The sequence below is a fragment of the Proteiniphilum acetatigenes DSM 18083 genome, assembly GCF_000380985.1.
GTDB lineage: Bacteria > Bacteroidota > Bacteroidia > Bacteroidales > Dysgonomonadaceae > Proteiniphilum > Proteiniphilum acetatigenes.
The window spans coordinates 1-26,661 of record NZ_KB905695.1; the positions used below are offsets into that span (position 1 = coordinate 1).

The 26,661-nt window shown below is 41.4% G+C and carries 20 protein-coding genes; 10 read left to right on the top strand and 10 right to left on the bottom strand.

The window, feature by feature from the left end; genetic code table 11:
* The 4 genes from F597_RS0106530 to xylE form a co-directional block, all read left to right on the top strand.
* The coding region (locus tag F597_RS0106530; protein WP_019538922.1) for an SDR family oxidoreductase at window positions 1–752 on the top strand (752 nt) is incomplete at its 5' end.
* 135 nt (window positions 753–887) lie between these two features.
* Entirely contained in the window at window positions 888–2,363 is a 1,476-nt protein-coding gene (locus tag F597_RS0106535; protein WP_019538923.1) for a xylulokinase, read from the top strand.
* 36 nt (window positions 2,364–2,399) lie between these two features.
* Window positions 2,400–3,731: a xylose isomerase gene (xylA, locus tag F597_RS0106540; RefSeq protein ID WP_019538924.1), complete on the top strand. Its 1,332-nt coding sequence runs from the start codon at window positions 2,400–2,402 to the stop codon at window positions 3,729–3,731.
* Between the two features lie 113 nt (window positions 3,732–3,844).
* On the top strand, window positions 3,845–5,236 hold the full coding sequence (xylE, locus tag F597_RS0106545; RefSeq protein WP_026327195.1) for a D-xylose transporter XylE: 1,392 nt from the start codon (window positions 3,845–3,847) through the stop codon (window positions 5,234–5,236).
* Here xylE and F597_RS0106550 read toward each other — a convergent pair.
* Entirely contained in the window at window positions 5,222–6,544 is a 1,323-nt protein-coding gene (locus F597_RS0106550; RefSeq protein ID WP_019538926.1) for a glycerate kinase type-2 family protein, read from the bottom strand. The genes xylE and F597_RS0106550 overlap by 15 nt on opposite strands.
* On the bottom strand, window positions 6,541–6,891 hold the full coding sequence (locus F597_RS0106555; protein ID WP_019538927.1) for a GntT/GntP/DsdX family permease: 351 nt from the start codon (window positions 6,889–6,891) through the stop codon (window positions 6,541–6,543). Before F597_RS0106555 ends, F597_RS0106550 begins: the two co-directional genes overlap by 4 nt.
* A 201-nt stretch (window positions 6,892–7,092) precedes the next feature.
* On the opposite strand from F597_RS0106555, the gene F597_RS0106560 reads away from it, so the two are divergent.
* On the top strand, window positions 7,093–7,383 hold the full coding sequence (locus tag F597_RS0106560) for a nucleotidyltransferase family protein (protein WP_019538928.1): 291 nt from the start codon (window positions 7,093–7,095) through the stop codon (window positions 7,381–7,383).
* Window positions 7,376–7,720, top strand: coding sequence for a HepT-like ribonuclease domain-containing protein (locus F597_RS0106565; protein ID WP_019538929.1), 345 nt, complete (start codon window positions 7,376–7,378; stop codon window positions 7,718–7,720). Before F597_RS0106560 ends, F597_RS0106565 begins: the two co-directional genes overlap by 8 nt.
* A gap of 151 nt (window positions 7,721–7,871) precedes the next feature.
* On the opposite strand, the gene F597_RS0106570 is transcribed toward F597_RS0106565, so the two are convergent.
* The 7 genes from F597_RS0106570 to F597_RS0106615 form a co-directional block, all read right to left on the bottom strand.
* Window positions 7,872–8,867, bottom strand: a complete 996-nt coding sequence (locus F597_RS0106570) for a metallophosphoesterase family protein (RefSeq protein ID WP_019538930.1) — start codon at window positions 8,865–8,867, stop codon at window positions 7,872–7,874.
* 296 nt (window positions 8,868–9,163) lie between these two features.
* Complete coding sequence (locus F597_RS0106580; protein ID WP_019538932.1) at window positions 9,164–10,318, bottom strand: glycoside hydrolase family 130 protein; 1,155 nt, start codon at window positions 10,316–10,318, stop codon at window positions 9,164–9,166.
* 58 nt (window positions 10,319–10,376) lie between these two features.
* Window positions 10,377–13,097 (bottom strand): glycoside hydrolase family 2 protein, encoded by a 2,721-nt coding sequence (locus F597_RS0106585; protein WP_019538933.1) that lies wholly within the window; start codon window positions 13,095–13,097, stop codon window positions 10,377–10,379.
* Between the two features lie 343 nt (window positions 13,098–13,440).
* Window positions 13,441–14,136 (bottom strand): DUF3823 domain-containing protein, encoded by a 696-nt coding sequence (locus tag F597_RS0106600; protein ID WP_019538936.1) that lies wholly within the window; start codon window positions 14,134–14,136, stop codon window positions 13,441–13,443.
* A gap of 28 nt (window positions 14,137–14,164) precedes the next feature.
* On the bottom strand, window positions 14,165–16,000 hold the full coding sequence (locus tag F597_RS0106605) for a RagB/SusD family nutrient uptake outer membrane protein (protein WP_026327197.1): 1,836 nt from the start codon (window positions 15,998–16,000) through the stop codon (window positions 14,165–14,167).
* A gap of 4 nt (window positions 16,001–16,004) precedes the next feature.
* Window positions 16,005–19,400 carry a SusC/RagA family TonB-linked outer membrane protein gene (locus F597_RS0106610; RefSeq protein ID WP_019538938.1) on the bottom strand — a complete coding sequence of 1,132 codons (3,396 nt, stop codon included), beginning with the start codon at window positions 19,398–19,400 and terminating at the stop codon, window positions 16,005–16,007.
* Between the two features lie 266 nt (window positions 19,401–19,666).
* Complete coding sequence (locus F597_RS0106615) at window positions 19,667–20,587, bottom strand: FecR family protein (RefSeq protein ID WP_019538939.1); 921 nt, start codon at window positions 20,585–20,587, stop codon at window positions 19,667–19,669.
* Window positions 20,588–20,756: 169 nt separating this feature from the next.
* On the opposite strand from F597_RS0106615, the gene F597_RS0106620 reads away from it, so the two are divergent.
* Window positions 20,757–21,041, top strand: coding sequence for a LysO family transporter (locus F597_RS0106620; RefSeq protein WP_019538940.1), 285 nt, complete (start codon window positions 20,757–20,759; stop codon window positions 21,039–21,041).
* A complete protein-coding gene (locus F597_RS0106625) occupies window positions 21,031–21,633 on the top strand; it encodes a LysO family transporter (protein WP_019538941.1) in 603 nt (200 codons plus the stop codon). Before F597_RS0106620 ends, F597_RS0106625 begins: the two co-directional genes overlap by 11 nt.
* Before the next feature lie 10 nt (window positions 21,634–21,643).
* Here the strand turns inward: F597_RS0106625 and F597_RS0106630 are convergent, their stop codons facing one another.
* Window positions 21,644–22,180, bottom strand: coding sequence for an RNA polymerase sigma-70 factor (locus tag F597_RS0106630; protein WP_026327198.1), 537 nt, complete (start codon window positions 22,178–22,180; stop codon window positions 21,644–21,646).
* 482 nt (window positions 22,181–22,662) lie between these two features.
* Between F597_RS0106630 and F597_RS0106635 the strand changes: the two genes are divergently transcribed.
* Together F597_RS0106635 and F597_RS0106640 are read left to right on the top strand one after the other, a co-directional pair.
* On the top strand, window positions 22,663–24,048 hold the full coding sequence (locus F597_RS0106635; RefSeq protein ID WP_394333051.1) for an SGNH/GDSL hydrolase family protein: 1,386 nt from the start codon (window positions 22,663–22,665) through the stop codon (window positions 24,046–24,048).
* A 30-nt stretch (window positions 24,049–24,078) separates the two neighbouring features.
* Complete coding sequence (locus tag F597_RS0106640; protein ID WP_052319805.1) at window positions 24,079–26,661, top strand: glycoside hydrolase family 38 C-terminal domain-containing protein; 2,583 nt, start codon at window positions 24,079–24,081, stop codon at window positions 26,659–26,661.

Consider the following 26,661-nt stretch of genomic DNA (forward strand, 5'->3'; position numbering starts at 1 on the left):
TGGGAAGTGTAATTGCATCCTACCTGGCAGGCCAGGGCGCCAGAATAGTTATCCTGGGGCGCCGGGAAGAGGCAGGCAGGGGGAGTGTAGACAAAATCAAATCGGAAGGCAAGGAAGCGCTGTTCCTGAGAACTGATGTGCTGGACGAAGCTGTGCTGGTACGGAACAGGGAAGAGATATTGGGACGGTACGGGCGTATCGACGCATTGCTCAATGCAGCCGGTGGGAATATGCCGGGAGCCAACATCAGTCCCGCACAAACCTTTTTCGATCTGGATCTGGATGAATTCGACAAGGTGGTCCGGTTGAACCTAACCGGCACCGTGCTGCCTTCCAGGGTTTTTCTCAAACCCATGGTGGAACAAAAAAAGGGGAATATCATTAATTTCTCGTCGATGGCCGCCTTCCGTCCGATGACACGCGTAGCCGGATATGCCGCGGCAAAAGCGGGGGTCACCAACTTCACGCAGTTCCTGGCCAATGAGGTGGCTGCCAAATTTGGCGAGGGGATACGGGTAAATGCCATAGCACCGGGTTTCTTTATCACCGAACAGAACCGGGATTTGCTCACAAACCCCGATGGTAGTTACACCCAACGGGGAGAGGATGTCATACGCCAGACGCCCTTCAAACGGATGGGAAAACCCGAGGAACTGTGCGGGGCAATCCACTATTTAGTGAGCGATGCCTCATCCTTTGTGACCGGGACAACCATCACCATAGACGGAGGATTCAACGGATTTGCCATGTGATGATATTTTTACTTCCTCTATAAGAGGAAATTACACTGAATCTGCTTAGCTTTGTTCCGTGATTACCCGGAGGTATGGGAAATGATCAGGGAAACGAGTATGCAACCCATTTAAATAATTAAAAAAGAATGAATTATGTATTTATTAGGCTATGATATAGGGAGTTCCTCTGTAAAAGCTGCTTTGGTGGAAATTGAAACCGGAAAAACCGTGATATCCGATTTTTATCCCAAGGCAGAGATGCCGATGTATGCCGCACAGCCGGGCTGGGCCGAGCAAGACCCTGAGATGTGGTGGACTAACCTTAGATTGTCTACCGCTTCAGTACTCGAACAATCGAAAGCAGACCCTCAGGATATTAAAGCCATCGGTATTTCATGGCAGATGCACGGATTGGTGATGGTAGACAAAAACAGGGAGGTGCTACGTCCATCCATTATCTGGTGTGACAGCCGGGCAGTACCTTTTGGTGAGAAGGCTTTTCATTCGATCGGGCAAGAGAAGGTTTTATCCCATCTATTGAATTCTCCCGGAAACTTTACGGCCTCAAAACTGGCATGGGTAAAAGAGAATGAACCGGAGATATATGAGCGTATTTACAAGATCATGTTGCCGGGCGATTATATTGCCATGAGGTTGACAGATGAGATATCGGTTACTGTGGAGGGATTGTCCGAAGGAATATTCTGGGATTTTAAAGAGAATCGTATATCGCAGGATATCCTGGATTATTTCGGATTCGAGAAAGAGCTGATCCCCGATATAACGCCGGTGTTCGGCATACAAGGCCGGATATCTGACTCCGTGGCAAGAGAGCTTGGTCTATGGCCCGGAACACCTGTCAGCTACCGGGCAGGAGATCAACCCAATAATGCTGCTTCCCTGAATGTCTTTAATCCCGGAGAGATTGCTTCTACTGCCGGTACATCAGGTGTGGTTTACGGAGTGTTGGATGAGGTAAAATATGATCCTTTGTCGAGGGTGAATATATTTGCGCATGTCAATCATGGACCAGATCGTACCCGATTAGGTGTTTTACTTTGTATCAACGGTACGGGTATTCTGAATTCATGGATAAAGAAAAATATTATGCCGGGACAGATAGATTATAATGAGATGAATACACTTGCGGCGCAATCGCCCATCGGCGCAAGAGACCTCTCGGTAATCCCTTTCGGGAACGGTGCGGAGCGTGTACTGGAAAACCGGAATGTGGACTGTTCGTTCCATGGTATTAATTTCAATATTCATTCCCGCTCCGATTTGTTACGGGCGGCCCAGGAGGGAATCGTTTTTTCCTTCCAGTACGGAATGGAGATCATGCAGGAGATTGGGATGGATATCCGGGTCATTCGTGCAGGAAATGCCAATATGTTCCTCAGTCCGCTGTTCAGGGAAACGCTTGCCTCAGTAAGTGGTGCGGTTATCGAACTGTTCGATACCGACGGAGCAGCAGGTGCGGCAAAAGCTGCCGGTATCGGTGCGGGAATATATGCGTCGCCTACAGAAGCATTCTCCTCATTGAAGAAAATTATGACCGTGGAACCGGATAATAAGAATAAAGGTCAATATATGAATGCATACCAACGCTGGAAATCCCTGATATCATAAAATAATAGTATAATAATCTTTTAATAAATTTACATTATGGACGCAGAAAAGAAAATAGAGGAATTTTTTCCCGGAATTGGAAAGATAGAATTTGAAGGTAAAGAGAGCAAAAATCCGTTGGCCTTCCGGTATTACGATGCCGAAAAAGTCGTTTACGGACGCAAGATGAAGGATTGGTTCAAATTTTCAATGGCTTATTGGCATACGCTTTGCGCCGAAGCGAGAGATCCGTTTGGAGTGGAGACCAAAGATTTTGAATGGAACAACGGTCGTGATGCGATGGAAAGAGCTAAAAAGAAAGTTGATGCCGGTTTCGAGTTCATGCGGAAAGTAGGTATCGAATATTTCTGTTTCCATGATGTGGATCTGGTAGATGAAGCCAATTCTCTGGAGGAGTATGAAGCCAATCTGAAGACTATTGTGACCTATATCAAGCAGAAAATGAACGAAACCGGTATCAGACTGCTTTGGGGTACGGCCAATGTCTTCGGTCACAAGCGCTACATGAACGGTGCGGCTACCAATCCCAATTTTGACAGTGTGGCTTATGCCGCTACGCAGATCAAAAATGCCCTGGACGCTACCATTGAACTGGGAGGTGAGAATTACGTATTCTGGGGAGGACGCGAAGGTTATATGAGTTTGCTGAATACCGATATGAAACGTGAAAAAGAGCATCTGGCCATGATGCTTACCAAAGCACGCGATTACGCCAGAGCAAAGGGTTTTAAAGGTACTTTCTTTATCGAACCGAAGCCGATGGAACCCACTAAACACCAATATGATTATGATGCGGAAACCGTGATAGGGTTTCTTCGTGCCCATAACCTCGATAAGGATTTCAAACTGAATATTGAAGTGAACCATGCTACCCTTGCCGGCCATACGTTTGAACATGACCTGCAATGTGCGGCAGATGCCGGTATGCTTGGATCTATCGATGCCAACAGAGGTGATTATCAGAATGGATGGGATACCGACCAATTTCCTGTGGATGTGTACGAACTGACACAAGCCATGCTTGTCATCCTGCAAAGCGGAGGATTGCAGGGAGGCGGGACAAATTTCGATGCCAAGACCCGTCGTGATTCTACTGATCTGGAAGATATTTTCATCGCACATATTGCCGGTATGGATGCCTTTGCACGTGCATTGGAGGCGGCAGCGGCCATCCTTGAAGAATCGCCCTACATCAAGATGCGGAAAGAGAGATACGCCTCTTTCGACAGTGGTAAGGGGAAAGAATTCGAGGAAGGGAAGCTCTCACTGGAAGATATGCGTGCATATGCGTTGGCATCAGGACGTGAACCGGAACAGATCAGCGGCAAGCAGGAGTTGTATGAGGCAATTGTAAATATGTATATCTAAAACAAAACGTACAATGAAAAGAGTGTGTCCCGGTCTTCCTCCCGATCCATCAGGATACTGAACCCATGAAGACTTTGTCGGACACCCTCTTTCATTGTTTTATTTTCTGAAACATGATAAAACAGTATAATAAACCTTATTTGTTTGGTATCACATTGGTTGCTACCCTGGGAGGATTACTTTTTGGGTATGATACGGCGGTTATTTCGGGAGCGGAGAAATCTATCGAAGCCTTTCTTATCAGACCGTTGGGCCTGAATTCCCTGATACATGGAGCGACAGTGTCGAGTGCATTGATCGGTTGCATAATCGGGGGAGTTTTGTCGGGATTCTTTTCGAACCGCCTTGGACGTAAGAGGACATTGTTATTTGCCTCGGTACTCTTTTTCCTCTCCGCCTTAGGATCGGGTTATCCGGAAGTATTATTCTTTACCAGTGGAGAACCCTCGATAGGATTACTGCTGATGTTTAATTTCTACCGTATCCTTGGAGGTATTGGGGTAGGACTTGCTTCAGCAGTATCGCCTATGTATATCAGCGAGATAGCGCCTGCTGATATCCGCGGTCGACTGGTTTCATTCAACCAGTTTGCCATTATCCTCGGAATGTTGGTGGTGTACTTTGTGAATTGGGCAATTGCATATGGACAGAGTATAGAATGGATAAATACCGTAGGATGGAGGTATATGTTTGCGTCGGAAGCTATTCCTGCGGCATTATTCGGGGTTTTATTACTTCTGGTTCCCGAGACGCCGAGGTTTCTGGTGCTGTCAAACCGGAATGAACAGGCAATGTCGGTTTTGAACAAAATTTATAGCGACAAGCTGAAAACGCAAACGATTTTCTCAGAGATTAAGCAGTCTATAGGGCAGACAACTGAAAGGGCAAAGCTATTCTCATATGGAAAAATAGTGATAATTATAGGTATTCTTTTATCGGTCTTTCAGCAATTTGTAGGGATAAATGTAGCGCTTTATTATGCTCCCCGTATTTTTGAAAGTATGGGAGCGGCCAAAGATGCTTCAATGTTGCAGACTATCGTAATGGGCTTTGTGAATGTTGTCTTTACGGTTGTCGCTATTCTTTCCGTTGATAAGTGGGGTAGGAAACCGCTTCTTATTACAGGATCGATAGGGATGGCTATAGGCATGTTTGCCATATCGGCATTGGCTTTTAATAATATTATAGGTATTGGTACATTAATATTTATCATTATATATACTGCCTCTTTTATGATGTCATGGGGTCCGATCTGTTGGGTGCTGATATCAGAAATCTTTCCGAACAAGATCCGTGGGCAGGCCGTAGCGGTAGCCGTTGCTTTTCAGTGGTTCGCCAATTATCTGATTTCTTCTACATATCCTGCAATGATGGAATTCAGCAGTGGAATGACTTATGGTTTTTATGGGTTGATGGCTGTCATTTCAGCATTATTCGTATGGAAGATGGTTCCTGAAACCAAAGGTAAATCGCTTGAAGAAATGGAAAAACTATGGAAGCGGTAAAGCTTCCATCACGACTACTACCATATCCATTACATTCGTCCGTGTGTTTCCGGTGATAATATGACCGCCGGCTTGTTGGAAAAAATGGTAAGAATCGGAATTTTGGAGAAAAAGCCGGGGATCGATATTTTTCTTCACCGCAGTAACTATCGTTTCATTATCAACAACGGCTCCCGCGGCATCGGTCAGTCCATCTGTACCGTCTGTTCCTGCACATAAGATGGTAATGTGTTTTTTGTGATCAATTTTAGTAGATAAATACAAGGCCAGGTGCTGATTGCGCCCGCCCGATCCATTTCCCGAAACTTTTACAGTCGGTTCACCCCCAAAAAGCAGGCAAACGGGCTTTTTGCCGGCAGCTTGTTGGTAATTTTCGATTGTTTTCAGAATAAAATCAGCTACATTCGTATAATCTCCCTTTAGCTTGTCAGTAATGATATAGGTTTTAAAACCAAGCTCATGTGCTTTACGCGACGCACCTTCAAGTGCCAGTAAGTTATTCCCGATTATGTAATTTTGGACGTTCCTGAAAATAGCATCGTCCGGCTTGGGTGTTTCGGGAATTAAACCGGTCAATCCTTTTTTCAAATGGTTCAGCATGGGAGACGGGAAAGAATTTTCCAGCGAATACTTTTCGATGACTGCCCAGGCGTCGGCAAAAGTGCTGGTGTCCCCGAAGGTAGGGCCGGAAGCAATGACATCGAGGCGGTCACCGGTAACATCCGATAAAATCAGGCAAACGGTTGTTGCCGGATAAATCGTTTTGGCAAGTTGTCCGCCTTTCACGTTCGAAAGATGTTTGCGCACGGCATTTATTTCGGTAATATCAGCACCGCATTTTACCAGCAGTTCATTTGCATGTCTCAGGTCATCGAGCGTGGTTCCTTCAAGGAAATCCGCCATCAGTGCTGATGCACCGCCCGATATCAGACAGACAACCAGGTCTTCTTCACCGGCTTGCCGGGCAATGTCCAGCATTTTTCGTGTCCCTTTCACGCCTTCAGCGTCCGGTATCGGATGTCCCGCTTCAGTAAGTTTCAGGTATTTTAAATTTGTTTCGTGCCCGTATTTGGTAACAACGTGCCCCCCTGTTGTTTTGTCGCCTAAAATTTGTTCGGTTTCTTTAGCCATTAAAGCGGCTGCTTTTCCGGCTGCCAAAACGTAAATATGCCTGAATCGGGATAACGGGTATGATTTACCGGTAATTTGCAGTATATCACCATTCCGTTTTATTTGTCTTTGAATCAACTTTTCAGGCAAAACACTTTCAACTCCGGCGAGAAATATTTCTTCGGCTTTCTTTCTCATCTTTTTTTATCACAATATGAAAAATGAAGCCAGTCCATTGCTGAAGCGGCTTTACCGTGTCCTGTCTTCGACAAAATATAATTAGCGATGCTTATGGCACCGCCTGTTTTTTCCAACACCACGGCAATAATCGTCCCGAAAATAATCAGAACCCCGAGGGATGCCATGGTACTCCCAAACCCCTCTTTCAGGATTCCGACCACATCTTTATCAGGGAGGGTGATCATGGCCAACAACAGGGCCACGATAAACAGCGAAGCAAACGCGTTTAGTTTCGTGACGGAAGTGAGTATCACGATAAGTACGATGCCCAGCAGAACCAGGATAGAGAGTGTAACGATACTCATTTTACTTTAATCGTTTTTTCATGTTACGTGTATTGTTCATTGTTGAGGGTTTTTATTCCGTGGACAAAAATAATTAAATAAAATGAATCCGGTCGATTTACGAGAAAACTACCAATTTTTTAAGCGTCTCTAATTTAATCAAAAACATAAAAAATGAGTGAATGAATTTTGTGATTGGATAAGAAATAGTATTTTTGTGTTATGAGGACATTAGAAGAAGTAACACGTGCTTTGTATAATCATAAAAGCAGATTATTTGATAGTTATCCTATTAAATCAATGGCGATTTTTGGCTCTTATTCTAGAAGAGAACAAAACGATTCCAGCGATTTGGATATTCTTGTCGAGTTTTCTGACAAGATTGGCGTAAGATTTATTGATTTAGCCGAAGAATTGGAAGACATTCTTGGATTTAAGGTGGATTTGGTTTCAAAAAATGGTATTAAAGAAAAATATTTAGAATCAATAGGTTCGGATCTACTATATGTCTAAACGTGATATTTTGTTCCTGTTAGATGATATGTTGCAATCTGCTCAAAAGATTAAGCGATATGTAAAAGGTCATGATTATAATTCATTTTTAGCGGATGATAAGACCAAAGATGCGGTTGTTAGAAATTTCGAAATAATTGGGGAAGCCGCAAATCGGATTGTCCCGGATTTTAGAGACAAAAATCCGGAGATTGAATGGACAAGAATACGTGGATTTCGTAATAGAATAGTCCATGATTATTTTGGAGTTGATTATGAGATAGTTTGGAATATTATAGAAACATATTTAGATGAAATGATTGTTTGGTTGGAAACAGTCATCAAGAATAATAAATAAAGTCAAAACTTAAATAAAGGATTTGAGTTTATCGTCCACGGAGAACTTTGAATGGTAATTTTGATATAACCCAAGAAAGCACCAAATAAATATTCGATGACAAGGAATAAATTCTGCCACTGAATAAGTAAGTATTTCTTTTATGAAAAAACTATCTCCCCGGATTGGTAAACTCTGCCGGATACGAAACCTTGTGCCGAATAGTTCCATCTAACTGGTGGAGCCATGTGTCGAATGCCCGTTTTCCTTCCTTGAGCACTACTACGCGGGCTCCGTTGATTTCAGGGGTATAGGTGGTCTTCCAACCGCTGAAATGCCCGTAAGCCAAGGCTATACCATAGTAATTTACTACATAATCATTCACATGATCATGTCCCACAAATGTGCCCATAACATCCCCCATCTCCTTCATCGATAGGAACATACCCGAATTAAGTCCGGGAGGGCATTCGTCTTCCTTTCTTTCCCCATAGCGTACGTTCTTTTCATCGTTGAATGCTAACCGGTATTCAGGCAACGGAATATGAAAATAGGCGAGGGCGGGTAGCGGCTGGAAATTATTTTTGACGGTATAATGGATACTTTGTTCCCGATACCATTCTATCTGCCTGGTGGTTACCCAATCGTAACCACTTACATCATCTATCGTGGAATAGGCTCCTGTATCGAAACAGTAGATCAGAGCTGCTTCTTTCAGTGGTTTTTCACTGCTATAGACCGGAATCACATTGTCCATTACCCTACCTCTGCTGACATCCGATAACCTGTTGATGTTGAAAGGGTAGGCGGTAACAATATCAGCAATCTCTTCCCTTGTTACACCCTGTTCATGATCGTGATTACCCAAGGTTACGGCGAACGGTATCTTGCGATCGATCACGAATTTTGTTACGGCATCCCAACCTTCCTTTACCGGTTTCCCTGTTACGATGTCGCCGGTAAATACCACCATATCAGGCTTCTCTTCATCCAGTATCCTGGGTATAAGCATCAGGGTTGTATCTGATTTCGGATTCCCATGCATGTAATGCATGTCGGTAAACTGTACGATCTTGAATGTCCTGTCTTTCTTAAAAGAGAGTTTCTGGGCATTCAACGTGAAAGCGATCACGATGAAAAGTGAAACAATGATCCATTTTTTGTGCATACAAATAAATTTATATTTTTGATTTTCAATATCGATATTATCCATTTTCAGGCACTACGTGCCATCGGAAAGGATATCCCATCATCTGAAACAAACGGCAAATTTATAATTTCCATTTTTTTATTCACACCATTGCAAAAATATACAATTTTGAAGAATATCTATTCTAAGCGGTATGAATAATGATATGTACAGGGCAACAAGAAAGTTCTTCCTGCCACCCTGTACCCTATACTTTCACCGAAATTCGATATCAAACTGCTTACTCCATGAGTAAAAGAATTCAAAAATAATTGTTACTTGTTCATATTCTTTTTCTTTGCATCATTAATAGCTACAGCCACATGTGAATCGGCGCATCCGTAATAGAGGTAAAATCGATTATCGAGATAGGCTAGTCCCTCAATGAAGACGGTCCCGTCTTTATACTGTCCACTCTTTTCAAACGGTGCATCAGGATAGAAAAACGGTTTATCCAAACGATCCAATATTTTATAAGGATCATTGAGATCGAATAGAAACTGTCCGGCACAATAAGAGCCTGCCGGATAATCTGTATCTCCATCCTTTTCATCTCCATTTTTACCATTATACATCAACACGATCCCATCCTGAGTAATAATTGCCGGTGGTCCACACTCGGTCAGTCTGCTATCGAAAAATCCTTTTCGAGGTTTAGCGATTTCCTTCAATTCATTTTGTTCATTCAGTACGGGTTCCCAATTGATAAGATCGTCAGAAACGGCAGCACATACAGCATGTTCGCCCCAGTACATAAAGTATTTTCCATTCAATTTTGTAATAACTAATTGACCATCTTTTACTTTAGTGACAATGGATGCCGATTTGCAGGCCAGGTTTTCGAAGCGCCCATTATAGGCTTTGCCAAAAGCGAGGCCGTGCTTTTCCCATTGAATTAAATCGTGGGATGTCGCTACGGCCAGACGGGGCGTCTCCCGGTTCCATGCTGTGTAAAGCATTACATAGAGCCCATCTTCTGTCATGGCAACCCGGGGGTCCTCACAACCTCCCGGCCACTCGATGGATTTGAAAGCATCATCCATGGGAAAAAGCACTGGTTCTGTACGACGTTCCATCGTTATGCCGTCTTTCGATTCGGCATACCCGATACGGGACGTACGCTTACCAATCCCTTGACCTGAATTGTCTTCGGCCCTGTAAAGCACTACGATTTTTCCCCCTTTTACGGTTGCTGCAGGATTGAAAGTATCACTTTCTTCCCATTTTATAGTATCACCCTTCATGGGGCAATAAAACTCCGTCGGAAGAGGAGAAATAACAGGGTTAGGATTTTCAGGACGTTCAAAAGGTCCAATGGCCCATTGGGGTAATTTGTCTTCCTCTGCTGAGGACTGTTGTTTTGCATTACTACAGGATCCGGCTAAAACTGTAATGAGCAGTAAAATAAAAATTGAATACTTTTTTTTCATAAATAAGCAAAAAATATAGTAGTTATAAAATTTGTCGTTACAATTGTTATCCTATTTTTTAGTGGTGGTGCAGATTGTAAATTTCTTTTTTTACATTCCAACCCTTTAAAACAAGTCTTGGGTTCGAGACTGATTTCTGAGCGTTTGTTTCGATTCGAATTGCTTTTCTTTCTCCGGGTAGCAGTGAAAAGAAATTATCGGAATAAAAAGATGGACGTATTGGCTTATCATTCTCATCAAGAAGTTGAAGTTGTGTAAAGAATGCAATTGTGCGTGAAGTATTTTTGACCTCTATGTCTATTAAATAACACTCTTCTTCTTTATGTTCACGATAGCTTATCTCCAATTTAGTCTGTTTTAACTTTGATAAATCCTGAAAGCCGGAGGTTGTTGGGCCTGTTAATGTTTTACGTCCTTCGTAATGCGAATTAGATCGCCAATAAAAATTATTGCCCACTTCCGTGCCTTTTTCATCCAGAAGCCTCAACTTAATAAAGTGAACACTCGTAATAGTTGGTGGAAAATCTATCGTAAAAAGATCTTTTGCAACTCCATCCTCCGGTAGATTCACGGTCATTTCTTTTGAGAAAACTTTTTTCCCGTTCAAATCATACACATCAGCCAGCACTTTATAATTCGTAAAAGATCGGTAATAATCGTTGACTACAGAAACCGTGTTTCTCAAAAAATCGAATTGGGGGTGCAGGGGTTCACAAGCATTTTGTGCGGCATAAAGTGCTGCCGTCGGTTCCAACGACCAATCCCACATTCTCGAACAAACCTGACGAATCGGGGGATTATGATACCAAAACAAAAATCCGGAACAATAGCGGTCACCCTGGTTCAATTTGTTATAATTCCATACCTCCCATATACTTTTATAATTAAAAGCTCCCACCAATTGACCCTTTTCTGCAAATTCATCTATACTTTTCGAAATTCCGTACTCATTTACCATATCGCGGTACATTCCGGTCATTAAATGAAATCCGTTACCATCCGAATAATCCCATACCTCCTTATTAATGGGCCACAAATCTTTTTCGTCCATCATTTCACGTAAACATTCTACCGTTGGCAGGCATGGTGCACCATACTCAGGATTAAAGCCGTCTATACGACTACCTCTGTCTGAAGCTGTATTTTCGTAATGGCACATGATATTGACCTGCTTATATGGACTGCCATCGTGAACTCCACAACACTCCGATTGCATTTGATATCCGCGGGTTCCATCCAGGTTCTGGATTAATGCTTCGGTATAGGACATTTCTGTGGATTCATTGGAAGAAACATAATACGCTAAAGAGGGATGGTTCCGAATCCGTTTGACTGTTGAGGTCACGTTATTGTAATAGATACTCTCATCGACAGGATGTTTGGTATCCCCAGTCATCCAGAATTCCGTCCAGACCATGATTCCCAATTCATCACATAGTTGGAAGAAATAATCGGATTCTGTAATGCCTCCTCCCCAGAAACGTATCAGGTTTATCCCGGCTTGAGCTGTATAGCGAAGTTGCGCATATGTACGTTCTTCCGAGTTTCTGAGCATGTTTTCCGGGAGCCAGTTTGTTCCTCTTATAAAAATAGGTTTCCCGTTTATGTAAAATGTTCGGGATTTATCAGGAGTAGCCGTATTGGAAGTGATTTCACGTATGCCAAAACGGGTAGAGATCGAATCTATAAGGTTTTTATCCTTATCCAGAATTTTTAGTGACAGGTTGTAGAGTTCTTGCTTCCCTTTATTAATCGGCCACCATAAACGTGGATTCTTTAAAACCAATTGCGGATATTCTTCCGGACTAAAAGATATCTCTTTTCGCTCTCCCCTGGCTAATTGGACTTGCTTTTCAAAGCGCACGTTTTCATCCTTGATTTCTCCTACAATTGTAACATCCTGTATCGTCCAATTGTTATTCGGGTTAATCACTTCAACGGATATTGTCTGTCTTGAGACATTATAATCAGGTTTAGATAAATCCGACTTTACAAAAGGATGGCGTAAACTAACATTTCCTGTTGTATAAATAGAGATATCTTTCCAAATACCCGTATTTCGATCGCGGATACCATCCAAATAGGTGAAATCCCAACCGACTGTCATGAGTTGTGTGACGTTTTTCCCAATTTCTCCGTTTCCTCCGTTCTGGAATTCATCATTCAATGCTCCGATAGTTTTTTTACCTTTTGATTTAATCGTACCTGGTACATCCACAGGATAGACCTTTACTGCCAATATATTTTTTTTGTCGAGATAAATATAATCAGAAATATCAATGTGGTCCTGATAAAACATACCGGCGATATTTCCAACCATGTTACCATTCAGCCATATCTCGGCACGATAATTAATGCCGTCGACCTGCAACCACGTTTTTTTATTTTTAAAATGAGCTGTTGGCGTTTCAAATTCGGTACGAAACCAGTAGGTGTAAAAGTCGCGACCTACATGGTAAATATCCGGAATTAGATTCGATTCCAGTTTATTATTCAAACCATAGTAGGGTTCCGGATAGATTTTATTATGCACCAATGAGTTTAGCACGGTCCCCGGGACGATGGCCGGCATCCAGTCGTCTGTAGACACCTTTGGTGTGGAAACATCTTCCACCTCACTGTGAACTTCTCCTGCCCTTCTCATCTTCCAGGCATATTCTCCACCATGTCCATCACGTGAACTCAGTATACAATCATAAAGACGTTCATTCTTTATCTCTTGTCCGTAGCACAGGCTGGTAAATAAGAAAGCTATAAAAAAAAGAGTTTCTCGCATCATGTTTTTATTTCAATTGATTTCAATAGTTCACCTCCTTTTCTTCTCCGCACCCTTGTCCTGTTAGTGCCGTAAGGGACCGCATAAACTTCCTTGCCGCTCATGCTGGTATCGGTGTCGTTTTTTCCGCATTCATCCCAATACCCGAAGGTATTAGCCGATCAGGCCAGACATGGACCGGAAGTCCTGAGATCAGGCCTGATCGGTAATCCCTTACCAGAGGTGACCAAACCAGAGTATATTTTTCCTGATTTGGATGATTTTGAATATTAATGAGTATTTTCTAAAATACAGATTTAAATAATGCAATTATGAAAGTATTTTTTAAATCATTGAAAGATATATGTTAAAGTTGAACCGCTATTATTGTACTATAGTTGATTTTTCCCTTAATAGCAGCTCCAATCCGGACATATATCTTATTCCCGTTTGAGATGATTTTATATTCATTTGATTTAAAGGCATTGTCATTCTTTAAATCGAATGATATTTGGCCCTTACTATCTTTGGTGGTTACTTTCTTAGCATAATTAGCTGCACCATCATCCACTCCGGGAGCAAAATTCCAATAACCGAAAACATTATCAACCGTAAAAGAATTGTTGGTTGGTTTCACTTCATATTGAATCGTAATAATCCCCTCAGAATAATTTGCCGAGGCCTCAATTCTTGAGAAAGGTGTAGCCCTGAGATCAAAAGAGGTAGCTCCATTCACTTTTATAGTTCCTTCACATGGTTCAACAAATGGTCCGTCGACTACAACTTTATATTCGGTATTGAAAATTTTTGAATTTTCATAACTACCATCATATTTTGCATAAAAATCTACAGACTGCTTCGCATTTGTATTTTGTTCATACATCTTTACAATAACACCTGTGGATCCCTGTACTGGTAATGGTATGGGATTGTTTGTTTCTTCATCAAGAATAAGACCCTTGATTCCACCATTAGGAGCATCGTAATTATCTAATCCCTGAATACATCCTGTCAACATCAACAGGAGACAGACAGATACTGATATTATAATATTCTTCTTCATATTATTTCTACATTTAAAATAAAACCATTTAGTTTGTATATCCGGGATTCTGAACTAAATTCGGATTAGAGTTCATATCTTCATTATGAATCCTTGTGTAATAATTCTTTTCCAGAAATATCCTTGTTTGTTTTGGAGTATTAGTGCCAATCTCAAAAATAAATTTCTGATCCCTGATGTCAAACCATGGGTATAGTGCAGAGCCTCTGAACCCATTTAATCCTCCCTGGCTGACATCCAGATGGGCAATCCTCCAACGCTTCATATCCCAATAACGATGACCTTCAAAAGCTAATTCTACTTTTCGTTCATGACGAATCTTTTCTATTGAAATTTCTGAAATTTCAACGATTCCCGCCCTTTCCCGGATTTTATTCACGGCAGATAATGCTTCGTCCTTTTTATCCAGTTCAAATGCAGCTTCAGCAAGATTCAAATATATTTCTCCCAAACGAAAAACCGGCCAGGGAGTTTCAGATTTACCCATATTCATGTCGGTAAGCGTTTCATCCCAGAATTTCTTCTGATAAAATCCTGTCTTAGAGGCATCTCCTGCATCAGCACCCCCATCTTTACCACTTGTATTATAGACAACGCCATTCACCTCCACCGTATTTCCTCCATCAGGTTGATTCGTAGCTTGATGTCTCTCAGTGTCTGAAATAATAATTCCTCTAATCCATTCAATTTTACTATCCTTACAAGGTGATCCCGGAAGATATACCGAAGCAAATAATCTTGGGTCTTTGCCCTCAAAAAGGGAATAAGGATCAGAGAATCGTATGGGAACTCCATTTTCTTTGATCTTTAGTTCTCCGCTGGCACCATCCATATATTCATAGGTCTCAATCATTTCCAGGGTGGGAGCCATCCCGCATCCCCATCCTCCTCCTCGGTATGAAAATGGAGCATTGCGTTTGTCCCAATCATGACCTTTTCCTCCTGCCACATTGTATTGCTTTTGGAAAATATATTCACCGTTATCCCCATTTCCCTTTATGAAAATCTCATAATAGTTTTGAGTTCTGTCATTTACATTTTTACTATAAAGTGAATATATGCCCATATCCAATAATGCCTTGGATGCATCATAAGAAGATTGATAAAACCGTTGAGTTTCGCTTTGGTCTATTCCTACCAGGCCATTTAATTGAACTGTACCGTATTTCGCTATAGAAGCGGCGTAGAGAGCAGCTCTTGAGCATAAAGCCAGTGCGGTTCCTTTATTTGCCCGATATTTTTCTGATTCGGGTCTTATCTCAGGAAGAATTTCAGATATTGCCTGGCATTCTTTAACAATAAAGTCATAAATCTCTACTTCCTTATTTCTGCTAACAGCTAATGATTCAAGGTTTGAAGGATCATACACTTGTGGGGCAGTTATAAGTGGAACCCCACCATATCTTTTTACCAAAGAAAAATAGTGCATCGCTCTCAAAAACCTTACCTCCGCATTTAATTGCTCTTTTTGAGATGAAGATAATGATTCAGCCCCCTCCAATTGATCTAAGAAGTCGTTACAATTACGAATAAATACATATCGATCAGAAAATTTTTGTTCGAACAGTGCATCTTCGTAGGTATATGTGGCACTACCATTATCAAATAAAGGATCTTTCTGGAATGACCCTTGGGCTTCGTCAGACATTGATGTGGGATTTATTAATCTCCATGCATCTCTATACCAGTAATTAAAGTCTTCCACTTGTAATCCGTCATATAGATTAACCAGAACACCGTTAATTAATTTAGGCTCTTTCCAAACTTGTTCCGGCGTAATGATATCAAACGATTCTTTATTTAAAAAATCACTACAACTAATGAAACAAACAATAGCTAAAAATGTAATAAATATTTTGTTCATAATACTAAAATGTAAGATTGATACCAAAATTGAATGTCTTCATCTGTGGATAATACCTAAAATGGCCATTACTGTTTTCCGGATCCATGTATTTCATTATACCGGTATTATTGGTAAAAGTCAGAAGATTGAAGGAGTTTACATATAGTCTGAGTTTTTCAAGTCCAACTCCTTTTATCCAGTTATCCGAAAACGAGTAACCCACTTCAAGGGTTTTCAAACGTAAATAACTCGCTTTTTGCATTGTCCATGTATTATTACTGGTATTCGCTTGAAAACCGGCAGGTCTAAGGGCGGGCATAAAGCCTGGGATCCAATTACTATAGGGATCCGAAGGGTCTTCCCTATGCCATCTATCCATCCAGAGATTTAACCCGTTACCTAATCCCTGTTGAATAAAAGGATCCATAAAATCTCCACTTGTGAAGACCTCGTGCCCGGCTGCGCCTTGGAAAAATAATGTAACATCTATGTTTTTGTAGCTCCCGAATAAATTTAAACCATAGTACATCCAGGGATTGTCTCCATGCCCAATAGGCTGGTCATCCTTCCCGTCAATAATTCCATCATTATTCCAGTCCTGGTATTTCAAATCCCCCGGCATTAGAGACTTATTTCCATTTCCATCTTGTATAGGTGAATTCAAAATATCTGCATAGGACTGAAATTGACCCAGAACTTTCTTTCCCCAGCTGATGGATTTAAAACGATCATTCGTGTTATTCCTCCAGTTGTCATACATGTTTGCGGACTCAGCTCTTTCTACATGACCGTACGAAGAACGGGTAGCGGAAAAATTACCTTTTATATCGTAGGTAAAGTCTGATATTTTATTTCTATGGCCGAGGACGATTTCAAATCCTTTTGTATTATCCGAATTTAAATTTTCCTGAGGGAGTGATTTTCCGAATGTGGTAGGTAATGTTAACAGGCGGGTAGCAAGTAATCCCTCTCTATTTCTCTGAAAATAATCAAACTCCAGAGATAATAACCCCTGATATACAGATGTTTCAAAGCCGACGTTCAAAGTGGTAGACTCGTACCATGTCAGATTCAGATTGGGCATTCCTTTATCCTTTGCTCCATTTGATAGTCCACCACTGCCTAACACATAATTTCCATTTGGATAGGTGTATCCGGATAGATATTGGTATGCAGCAAAATCCCCTTCATCACCAATTTTTCCATATGAACCTCTCAGTTTCAAGTTTTCAACATTTTCAAATTTATCTTTAAAAAAACTTTCTTCGGAAACTCTCCATCCCAGAGAAATTGCGGGGAAGAACCCCCATCTTTTCTCGGGTGCAAATTTGTACGAACCGTCATATCTGAAACTCAATTCAGCCAAATATTTGCTCGCATAGGCATAATTGAATCTTCCTACAAATCCTTGATGAGCCGATACTGAGGCATTTCCTCCATTGTTTATATTGACTTTATCTCCGGCATTAATCTGGTCAATTGCACTGATAGAGAATTGACGATATGCTTCTACCCATTCAGTTCTATCATTATATAATTCCCATAATAATAGAGCTGAAATATCATGACTTCCAAATTCGTTATTGTAGTTTAAAGAATATTGTTGTGTCGGTTTGAAATAATTTTCATTCTTTGCGGTTAGTTCGGATATCGTATGACTCCCTGCTATATTATATGTATCAGTACTAGCGTCATACAGATACTCGTAATATTCTTTATACCAGTTTTTATTGTTCGTGTTAGTAAAATCATATGCCAGCATGGCTTTCGCTGACAGGCCTTGTAACCAAGGGATTTTCCAATTGAAGGATATTGCCCCGTTAAAGACCCTTCTGTCCCTATTAGAATAACCAACATTGTCTATTTCAGATAAATGGATGGGGTTTCCTTTGTCCCCGGGAACCTGCCAGTAATCAGGGTTATCATTGGCATAAATTGAATAAATAGGCCTTGCCATTTGTATGCTGCGTGTCAGTGGTTCGGCTTCATAGGGTTTTTGCCTTGAATCAAGACGTCCACTTAATTGCAGATCAACAGTTAAACTCTTGGTTATTTCAGCGTTTATGTTTGATCGGACATTATATCGTTGAAAGTTATAATCGTTCGATTTATACATGCCTTCCTGATCTGTTAAGCCCAAAGAAAAAAAGTATTTAACTTTTTCACTTCCTCCAGAAACACTTACGTTGTGATACATTTGAGGCATAGTGCTTCGTACAGTTTCATTAAACCAATCAGTTGTACCAATGCCATTCTTAAATTTCGTCAGGTCTTCATCTGAAAAGGGAGCGTTAACACCCAGATTTTGTTGAGCCTCATTATAGAGTAACGCATATTCGTACCCGTTCATCAGTGTCGGATATCGTGTGATTTTCTGAAAACCATAGTATCCTGTATAGTCTATTTTGGCCTTCCCCTGCTGTCCTTTTTTCGTTGTAACCAATATTACTCCGTTTGCCCCTTTAAATCCGTATACGGCTGCAGATGCATCTTTTAGAATACTGATAGACTCAATATCGTTTGCATCTATTTGATTGAAATCCCGCTCAATGCCATCCACGATAATCAAAGCGTTTCCATAGCCCCGGATATCAATTGATGCGGCATCGTCTCCGGGAGCACCGCTTCTTTGAACTGCGCGTAATCCGGGGAGTTTTCCTGCTAACGCATTGGTTACGCTGGCTGTTTTGGCACTTGTGATGTCTGAAGCCTGAATGGACGCAACGGAACCTGTAACAGATGCCCTTCTCTGAACCCCATATCCCACAACAACCACTTCTTCCAACGCTTGAGTATCTTCTATCAATATCAGGTTAAAATTGGATTGGTCACTTACACTGATAATCTGTTCCAGATAGCCTATATAAGAGACCTGAATTGTGGCATCGTTTTCTACCTGAAGAGTGAAATTTCCATCTATATCAGTAACCGTTCCATTGGTTGTCCCAACTTCCACAATATTAGCTCCGATAATAGATTCTCCCTGCTCGTCAGTAATTTTTCCAGTTATCTGTTTTTTTTGTTGTTGGACAATGGTTGTGACTATTTCCTTACCATTGTCTTCGGATTTTCCGATAGAGAGGATAATATGATTTCCTTCCATAGTGTAGTCAATATCCTTATCCTTGAGCAGGGAATTGAGTATTTCTGAGACTGCTTCCTGCTTTCCTCTGACCGACACCCTTTCATTTGTATTCACCTCATTGTTGTAGATAAAAAGATAATCGGTTTGTTTTTCGATTTCGTTTAGCACCTCTTTGAGAGTTGTATTACGCTTGTTAATCGTAACCCTGGCGTTTTGAGTATAGCCGACTTCCGCCATAGCACAAAATATGCAGGTAAATAGTAGAATAAAGGTTGCGCGCATAATCAATAAAAAATGGTTTATGGGTATTTTTTCGGTTAATTGACTACCCATTGAATTGTTTTTCTTCATACATTTGTAATTGTTTTAAGTTGATACTTAGATAATTTTAGGCTTTGTCAACGAAAACATCCGATCGGTGGGCGCTGCAACGCCTGCCGATTTTTTAGTTTTCTACTGCTTAATCACTTTACTACATAGGCATTTCATTTTAAATTTACTAAAGTTAGACTATTCTTCGCCATGGTATATTCAAACAAACTGAGTTGTTTTCTGCAAACCAGTTTGTCTTATACTTATTTGGCTTAACCGAATAGTTGTTATTTTATATACACTATCCCTGTTGTTTCATCCCTTTGGTAGGAAAAATGGATACTTTTCTGCAGCACCCTTAAAGCATAATCCACTCCATCAGACTGCCGGAATTTTCCGGTATAGGTGCGTTGTGGTAACGAGCTGTTAGAGATTTGTATCCGGATATCAAAATATTTTTCGAGAGACTGCAGGATATCTTCAAGTCTTTTATTATTAAAGGCGATCAAACCATCTTTCCAGAGATACTTATCCATGTCAGTTATTGGGGTCACATATAGTTTTCCATCTTTCAGGTAGCTTCTTTCATCAGGTTTGAGAGTAGTAAGTTTATGATCGTTCTTGTAAATCTCCACACTTCCTTCGAACAGGCTGGTCTCGAAACCTCCATGTTTGGAATAAGCTTCTACGTTGAATGATGTGCCGGTTACCTTAATGTCTCCCGAAGTTGTTTTTACCATGAATGGTTTTTTATCGTCCTTACTTACCTCGAAAAAGGCTTCCCCGTCTAAATATACAGTCCTATCCTTCCTGGAAAATTCCGTAGGGTAACGCAATGTACTATTGGCATTCAGCCAAATGTCGGTGTTGTCGGCAAGGATCAGATGGATGCGTTGACCTGCAGGGACAACAAGTGTATTATAGTCCAAGGAGTTATTCTCTTGTCGCAGAGTGTGCAGATACAGTGCACTCGCAATGAGGATGAATAGACTCGCCGCAATCGCACCGATATGATACCCAATTGTACGCCTTTTTCTGTTCGTGTTTGAGATACCGGGAGACCTGAATAATATTGCATCGTATATTTTACGTTCCTGCAGGAACGTAATCCTATTCTCTTCAGATGTGTCTATCCACTGTCTAATCTGTTTTTCTTCCTCCAGTGTCGTATTACCTTCAAAAAAACGGTATAATAGATCTTTATTCATTATCTAAAATTGTGTCTTTATATATAACATTTCAACATTCGACTACCCTAAACGGATGAGTATTTTTTTTAAAATTATGTTGACTTTGGTATATCTGATTATTTATTTACTTTTGTTTATATGCTTAATACACTCGTTTCAAACAAATAACAGACAAATCTTTTTGAATATGTTTATTGCAATTGGTTTTATGCTATTGGGAGGCATTTTTGGATTCGTGTTACGAAAAAAAGAATTCAGAAATATTTCAAAAATTATTATCCTGCTGATTTGGCTTCTTTTATTTATTCTCGGATTAGAGGTAGGTAGTAATCCTGAAATAATATCCGGGCTGGCCAATATTGGGGTGGAAGCTTTAATTATTACCCTTGCTGCGGTCTTTGGTAGCGCTGTGGCTGCATTATTGCTCTGGAAACATATTAATAATAAGAGAAAAGGCCTTCATGAAGAGTAGTCTTATTATTGTCTCTTTTTTTGCCCTGGGGGTATTCTTCGGTCATTTCGAAATTATTCCGCTTTCTGTCGTCGACAATGATATAAGCTTTTACGCATTATGTTGTTTGATGTTTTGTGTTGGATTGAGTTTGGGTAACGATTCCAATACGCTCAGGCGTTTCACAAGAATAGACCCACGGTTTTATTTGCTACCAGTGGCAACGATTGTGGGTACGCTATTGGGATGTGCAATAATTGGCTTTCTACTTCCCGGCCGCTCAGTTATCGAATTCATGGCTGTAGGTAGCGGCTTTGGTTATTATTCATTATCAAGTATTTTTATAACGGAATACAAAGGGGTGGAACTCGGCACCATTGCATTACTTTCGAATATACTCCGTGAAATAATGGCATTATTGCTTGCCCCTCTTTTTGTAAAATATTTCGGTAAACTGGCTCCGATTTCAGTAGGTGGGGCAACTACAATGGATACCACACTCCCGATCATATTGAAATTTTCAGGGAAAGAATTTGCCGTTATCTCTGTTTTTCATGGATTCATACTCGATCTCAGCGTACCTGTTTTGGTTACAATATTCTCTTCTATATAATGAGCAGTGGTTACATAAAATCTTTCAACGATTCACGCAGCAGCTCAAGAGCCTTCGAAATGTGATATTCTATAGATTTCTGACTGAGATCCATTTTTCGGGCAATCATACTGTATGAAAATCCTTCAACACGGCTCATCAGGAATATCCGTCGTGTTTTCTTCGGTAATTGATTCAATGTGGAGTCGATGATCTTTTGTATCTCTCCGGAGAACAGAAAATCGGGCTCGCATGCTTCCAGTGTACTGATCTTTGTTTGGAGTAACCATTCGGAATGATCTCTTAGGTCTTCCGTTACACGCTGTTGTACCTGTTGATGTTGCAGATAATTAAGACATTTGTTTTTAACGATAGTCATAAGATAGGCCGGCGGTCTGGTGTCGGGAGATAGCAGCCGCCTGTTTTCCCAAAATACCGCGAAAGCCTCAGACACAAAATCCTCTGCCGTCTGCCTGTCTTTCACGTACCCTATCGCAAAACGGATAAAACGTTCGTGATATTCGTTGAATAAGAGGTTGAAACTTTGTATATCGGAAAATGACTCCATCCGGCACTTAACTTTGAGCGGCAAATATAGTGAAACCTGAGAGAAAAGCCAAGCTTGCTTGAGTTTTCCGAGGCGCATCCTACTATTCTGCAAATATAAACAAAACTTTGCAGCCTGTCGGTTTTTTTAACATAATCGTGCGGCTATAAAAAAGAAGTTCATTTCAAATCAGTTTACCAGAAAGATCTTCCTTGTATTTTATAATATTATAATATACAGTGTTTTATTTTATTTTTCACTGTAAAATCGTTTACTTTTAAACCTACTTTACGTTTGAAAGGGTATTTTTCGTCTTTATATTTGCAAAATCATTATTTAATATATTTATAATTACCAAGAATGGGGAGAAGAGGGTAAATTACTCTCTACCATGAATTATTTGTGTATGTCGGAGTAAAAAGTGAACTATTTCTGTCATTACCTTATGTTAAATTTTTTTAGTTAAACAGATCCTTCGGGTCACAATGATATTTACTATGAATATTACAAAAAGATTTACATCAGTTTTTATCGCGTTGGGTATAGCTGTTGGCTTGTTCTCCCAACCGGTTAGCCAGTTCGGGGAAGGGGAAAGGGTTGTCTTTCTGGGAAACAGTATTACAGATGGAGGGCACTATCACTCATTTATCTGGCTCTATTATATGACAAGGTTTCCAAACAGGGATCTGCGTATACTGAATGCAGGGATCGGTGGCAATACGGCTCTTGACATGTATAAACGTTTAGATAGTGACGTGTTCAGTAAGAATCCCACTACGCTGGTCGTTACATTCGGAATGAACGATTCGGGATACCAGGAATATAACGGAGATGACGGAGCCAGGTTTGGCGAAGAAAAATACCGGGAAACCTATGAAAATTTCAAGCTGCTGGAAGGTCGGTTGAAAGGGCTCTCCGGTACAAAGATCGTGATGATGGGAGGATCTCCGTATGATGGAGCTGCTAAGATTGATGGTAATACTGCTCTGAGGGGGAAAAATGACGTGATGCAGCGTATTGTGGCATTTCAGAAGAAATCAGCAGAAGAGAATAACTGGGAATTTCTGGATCTGAACGCCCCTATGACAGCCATTAACCAAAAGTTCCAGGTGAACGATCCGGGATTCACCCTTTGTGGTCTTGACCGGATTCATCCTGAAAATGACGGACACATGGTGATGGCTTACTTCTTTCTCAAGGAGCAGGGATTGGATTCCAATGTAGTATCGGACTTTGAGGTGAATGCGTCCAAAAAGTCGGTTGTCCGGTCGGCAAACTGTGAAATCTCCAATATAAGAGGAAATGAAGGGACACTCTCTTTTGATTACCTGGCTTATTCGTTACCCTATCCGTTAGATACCATTCCGCGTGGATGGAACGCAAAAAAATCACAGGCCGACGCAATGAAATATATACCATTTATGGAAGAAATGAATCAGGAGGTAATTAAAGTCTCCGATTTAGAGAAAGGTGATTACAAGATGTTCATTGATGGAGAAGAGATCGGGACATGGTCGTCTGACGACCTGAACAAAGGGGTGAACCTGGCGGCAGAAACAAAAACACCGCAATACCAGCAGGCTCTGTCGATTATGCATCTGAATGAAGTGCGGTGGGAGATTGAGAGAAATTTCCGGGACTATGCCTGGATACAATTCGGCTTTTTTCAGGAAAGGGGATTGCTGTTTGCCAATAACCGTGCATCGCTTGAAGCACTTGATAAGGAAACGGGTAACAACGGATGGCTGAGAATGCATAGGGATAATTATGCCCGGATGATGCATCCATCGTTTCGTGAAACGCGGCAGGCGGAAATGGATATGCTCGTTACGAAGATCTATGAGATAAACCAACCGGTAAAGAGAAAGATAGTTTTAGTGAAAATCTGATTGGATTGTAATCCCTGTAAAAGAAACGATATGGTACTTGAAAATTTAAGTCAAAAACATAGGTTGTCAGTTTTTATTCTGTTTTGTTTTCTACTGGTGAAAATACCTGTGTTGTCACAGACCGCATGGTTCACCGATGGTTATCATGGCGGTATCTACGGTCATTACCCGCAGTGGCAGGCACGATTCATGGTAGAGCAACTGGAGAAACATCCTGATTGGGCAATCAATCTGGAGATCGAGCCCGAGACCTGGGATACGATCAGTGTGACAGACGCGGAGAACTTTAAGGCATTCCAGGCATATTTTGAAAAAGAGGGTCCGTCGGGACGTATAGAGTTTGTAAACCCGACCTGGTCACAACCATACTGTTATAATATCTCGGGTGAGAGTATTATCCGGCAATTCCATTACGGTATGGCAAAGACCCGGGAGTATTTTCCAAGTGCCTCTTTCGTGACTTATGCCGTGGAAGAGCCCTGCTTCACGAGTAGTTTACCGCAGATACTGAAAGGTTTTGGTTATAAGTACGCGGTACTGAGAAACCCTAATACATGTTGGGGAGGTTATACCAGTGCTTTTGGAAAGAACCTGGTAAACTGGATCGGGCCTGACGGGACTTCTATTCCGGCTGTGCCGAGATATGCTGTTGAAGAGTTATCTACGGAATCGACCTGGCAGACCGAATCGTGGACCAACTCCAACAGTTTCATTGAGAAATGCTTTGCCAATGGTATACAGTTTCCGGTAGGGATGTGTTTTCAGGATGCGGGATGGGACGGAGGTCCGTGGCGCAGTGAATACCAGCCTATGCGATATACTACCTGGACCAATTATTTTGAAATGATAAAAGGAAAGGTGGAACCGGAAGACTGGCATTTCACGCAGGAAGATATCAAACCGGGATTGGTGTGGGGTGCACAAGTGGTGCAGGAAATTGCCAAACAGGTGCGGGAGAGTGAGAACCTGCTCGTCACTGCAGAAAAGATGGCTGCAATGGATTATCTCTTCAACGGCAAGAGTTGGCCGGAAGAGGATTTTGCCGAAGCATGGAGGACGTTGATGCTTGCCCAACACCACGACTGCTGGATTGTTCCCTATAACGGCAGGCCGGGAGATACCTGGGCCGATAAAGTAGTCCGGTGGACTGAAGCTACAAATCAAATCGCGTCCGAAAAGATATCAAACCTCTTTGCCAGGACGAATAATACTGAATATATCCGTGTATATAATACGCTGGGATCGGCACGTAAAGAAGAGGTCGCCCTGATTCTTCCGGAACATTTTCGAGGCCGGAAGATAGTAGTCATTGATGCCAAGGGTAAGCCTGTACCCCATCAATTATCAGAAAGTGTTGACGGAGAGGTAACACTGTTCTTTGAAGCATCGGTGCCGGGAATGGGCTATGCTACTTACTGGCTGAAACAGAGTGATAAGGAACTGCCCTCTAAAAAAGAGCTGGATCTTTCCTCAGAGAAACTCACATCTTCAGAAAAACTCGCAATAGAAACAGACTATTACTCAGTAATTATTGATCCTGCGCATGGTGGTACGATCACAAGCCTGATCGATAAAAAGAAGGGGAACAAACAATTGGTCCAAAACGGGAAATACCTGAACGACCTGAGAGGCTTTTTTTATAAGGAGGACAGATTTTATGAGGGATCAGAAAACCAGGCTACAGTCTCAGTGATGGAAGAGGGAGAGTTATTTACCCGTGTAAAAGTCGAAAACCAAATTGCCGGGCATAACTATTATCAACTGATCACTTTTTATGAAAATAATCCCCGTATTGATTTTACCCTGCATATCGACTGGGATGGGCAGCCGCGGATTGGTGCGTATGACCAGAGCGATAATTATGAAGCCACTGACCGGAATAAGGCTTTTTATAATGATGACTATAAGCTTCATGTACGGTTTCCGTTCAGTGATATAGGCCGGAAGATATATAAGAACGCACCGTTTGATGTCACCGAAAGTAAGCTTGACAATACGCTTTATTCAAGCTGGGACACTATCAAGCACAATGTTATCCTGAATTGGGTGGATATTACCGGTCAGGAGCAGGATTATGGAGTTGCACTCTTTTCAGATCATGCTACGAGTTATTTGCAATCAGACAGTTTGCCATTGGGGTTAACTGTGCAATATACCGGTAGGGCTTTATGGGGGAGAGATTACAGTATCCATGGCCCCACCGAAATCCGGTATGCGCTTCTGCCTCATTCCGGCGACTGGGAGAGGGGAGAGGTGGAAAAAGCGAGCAGTCAATGGAATGAACCAATGGTCGCACAATTCACGTCGGGTTCCCCTGAACAACAGGAAAGATCAATACTCGAAACGATCGGTGACAATCTGGAAATAACCTCTATGGTCGTGGAGAACGGCAATCTGCTTGTACGTATCTATAATACATCCTCCCGCGAAATTTCCCGCGAAGTGACCTGGAACTGTAGTGTGGATAAAATAGAGCAGGTAGACTTAAAAGGTGATACTATCCGTGAATTATCGCCTGTCGATAAGGGGGCGGGGCGGTTGCAGACAAATATAACAATCCCCCAATTCGGCTTTGTGACATTGCGGTTTATCGATTTGCAAATAAAAGAATGA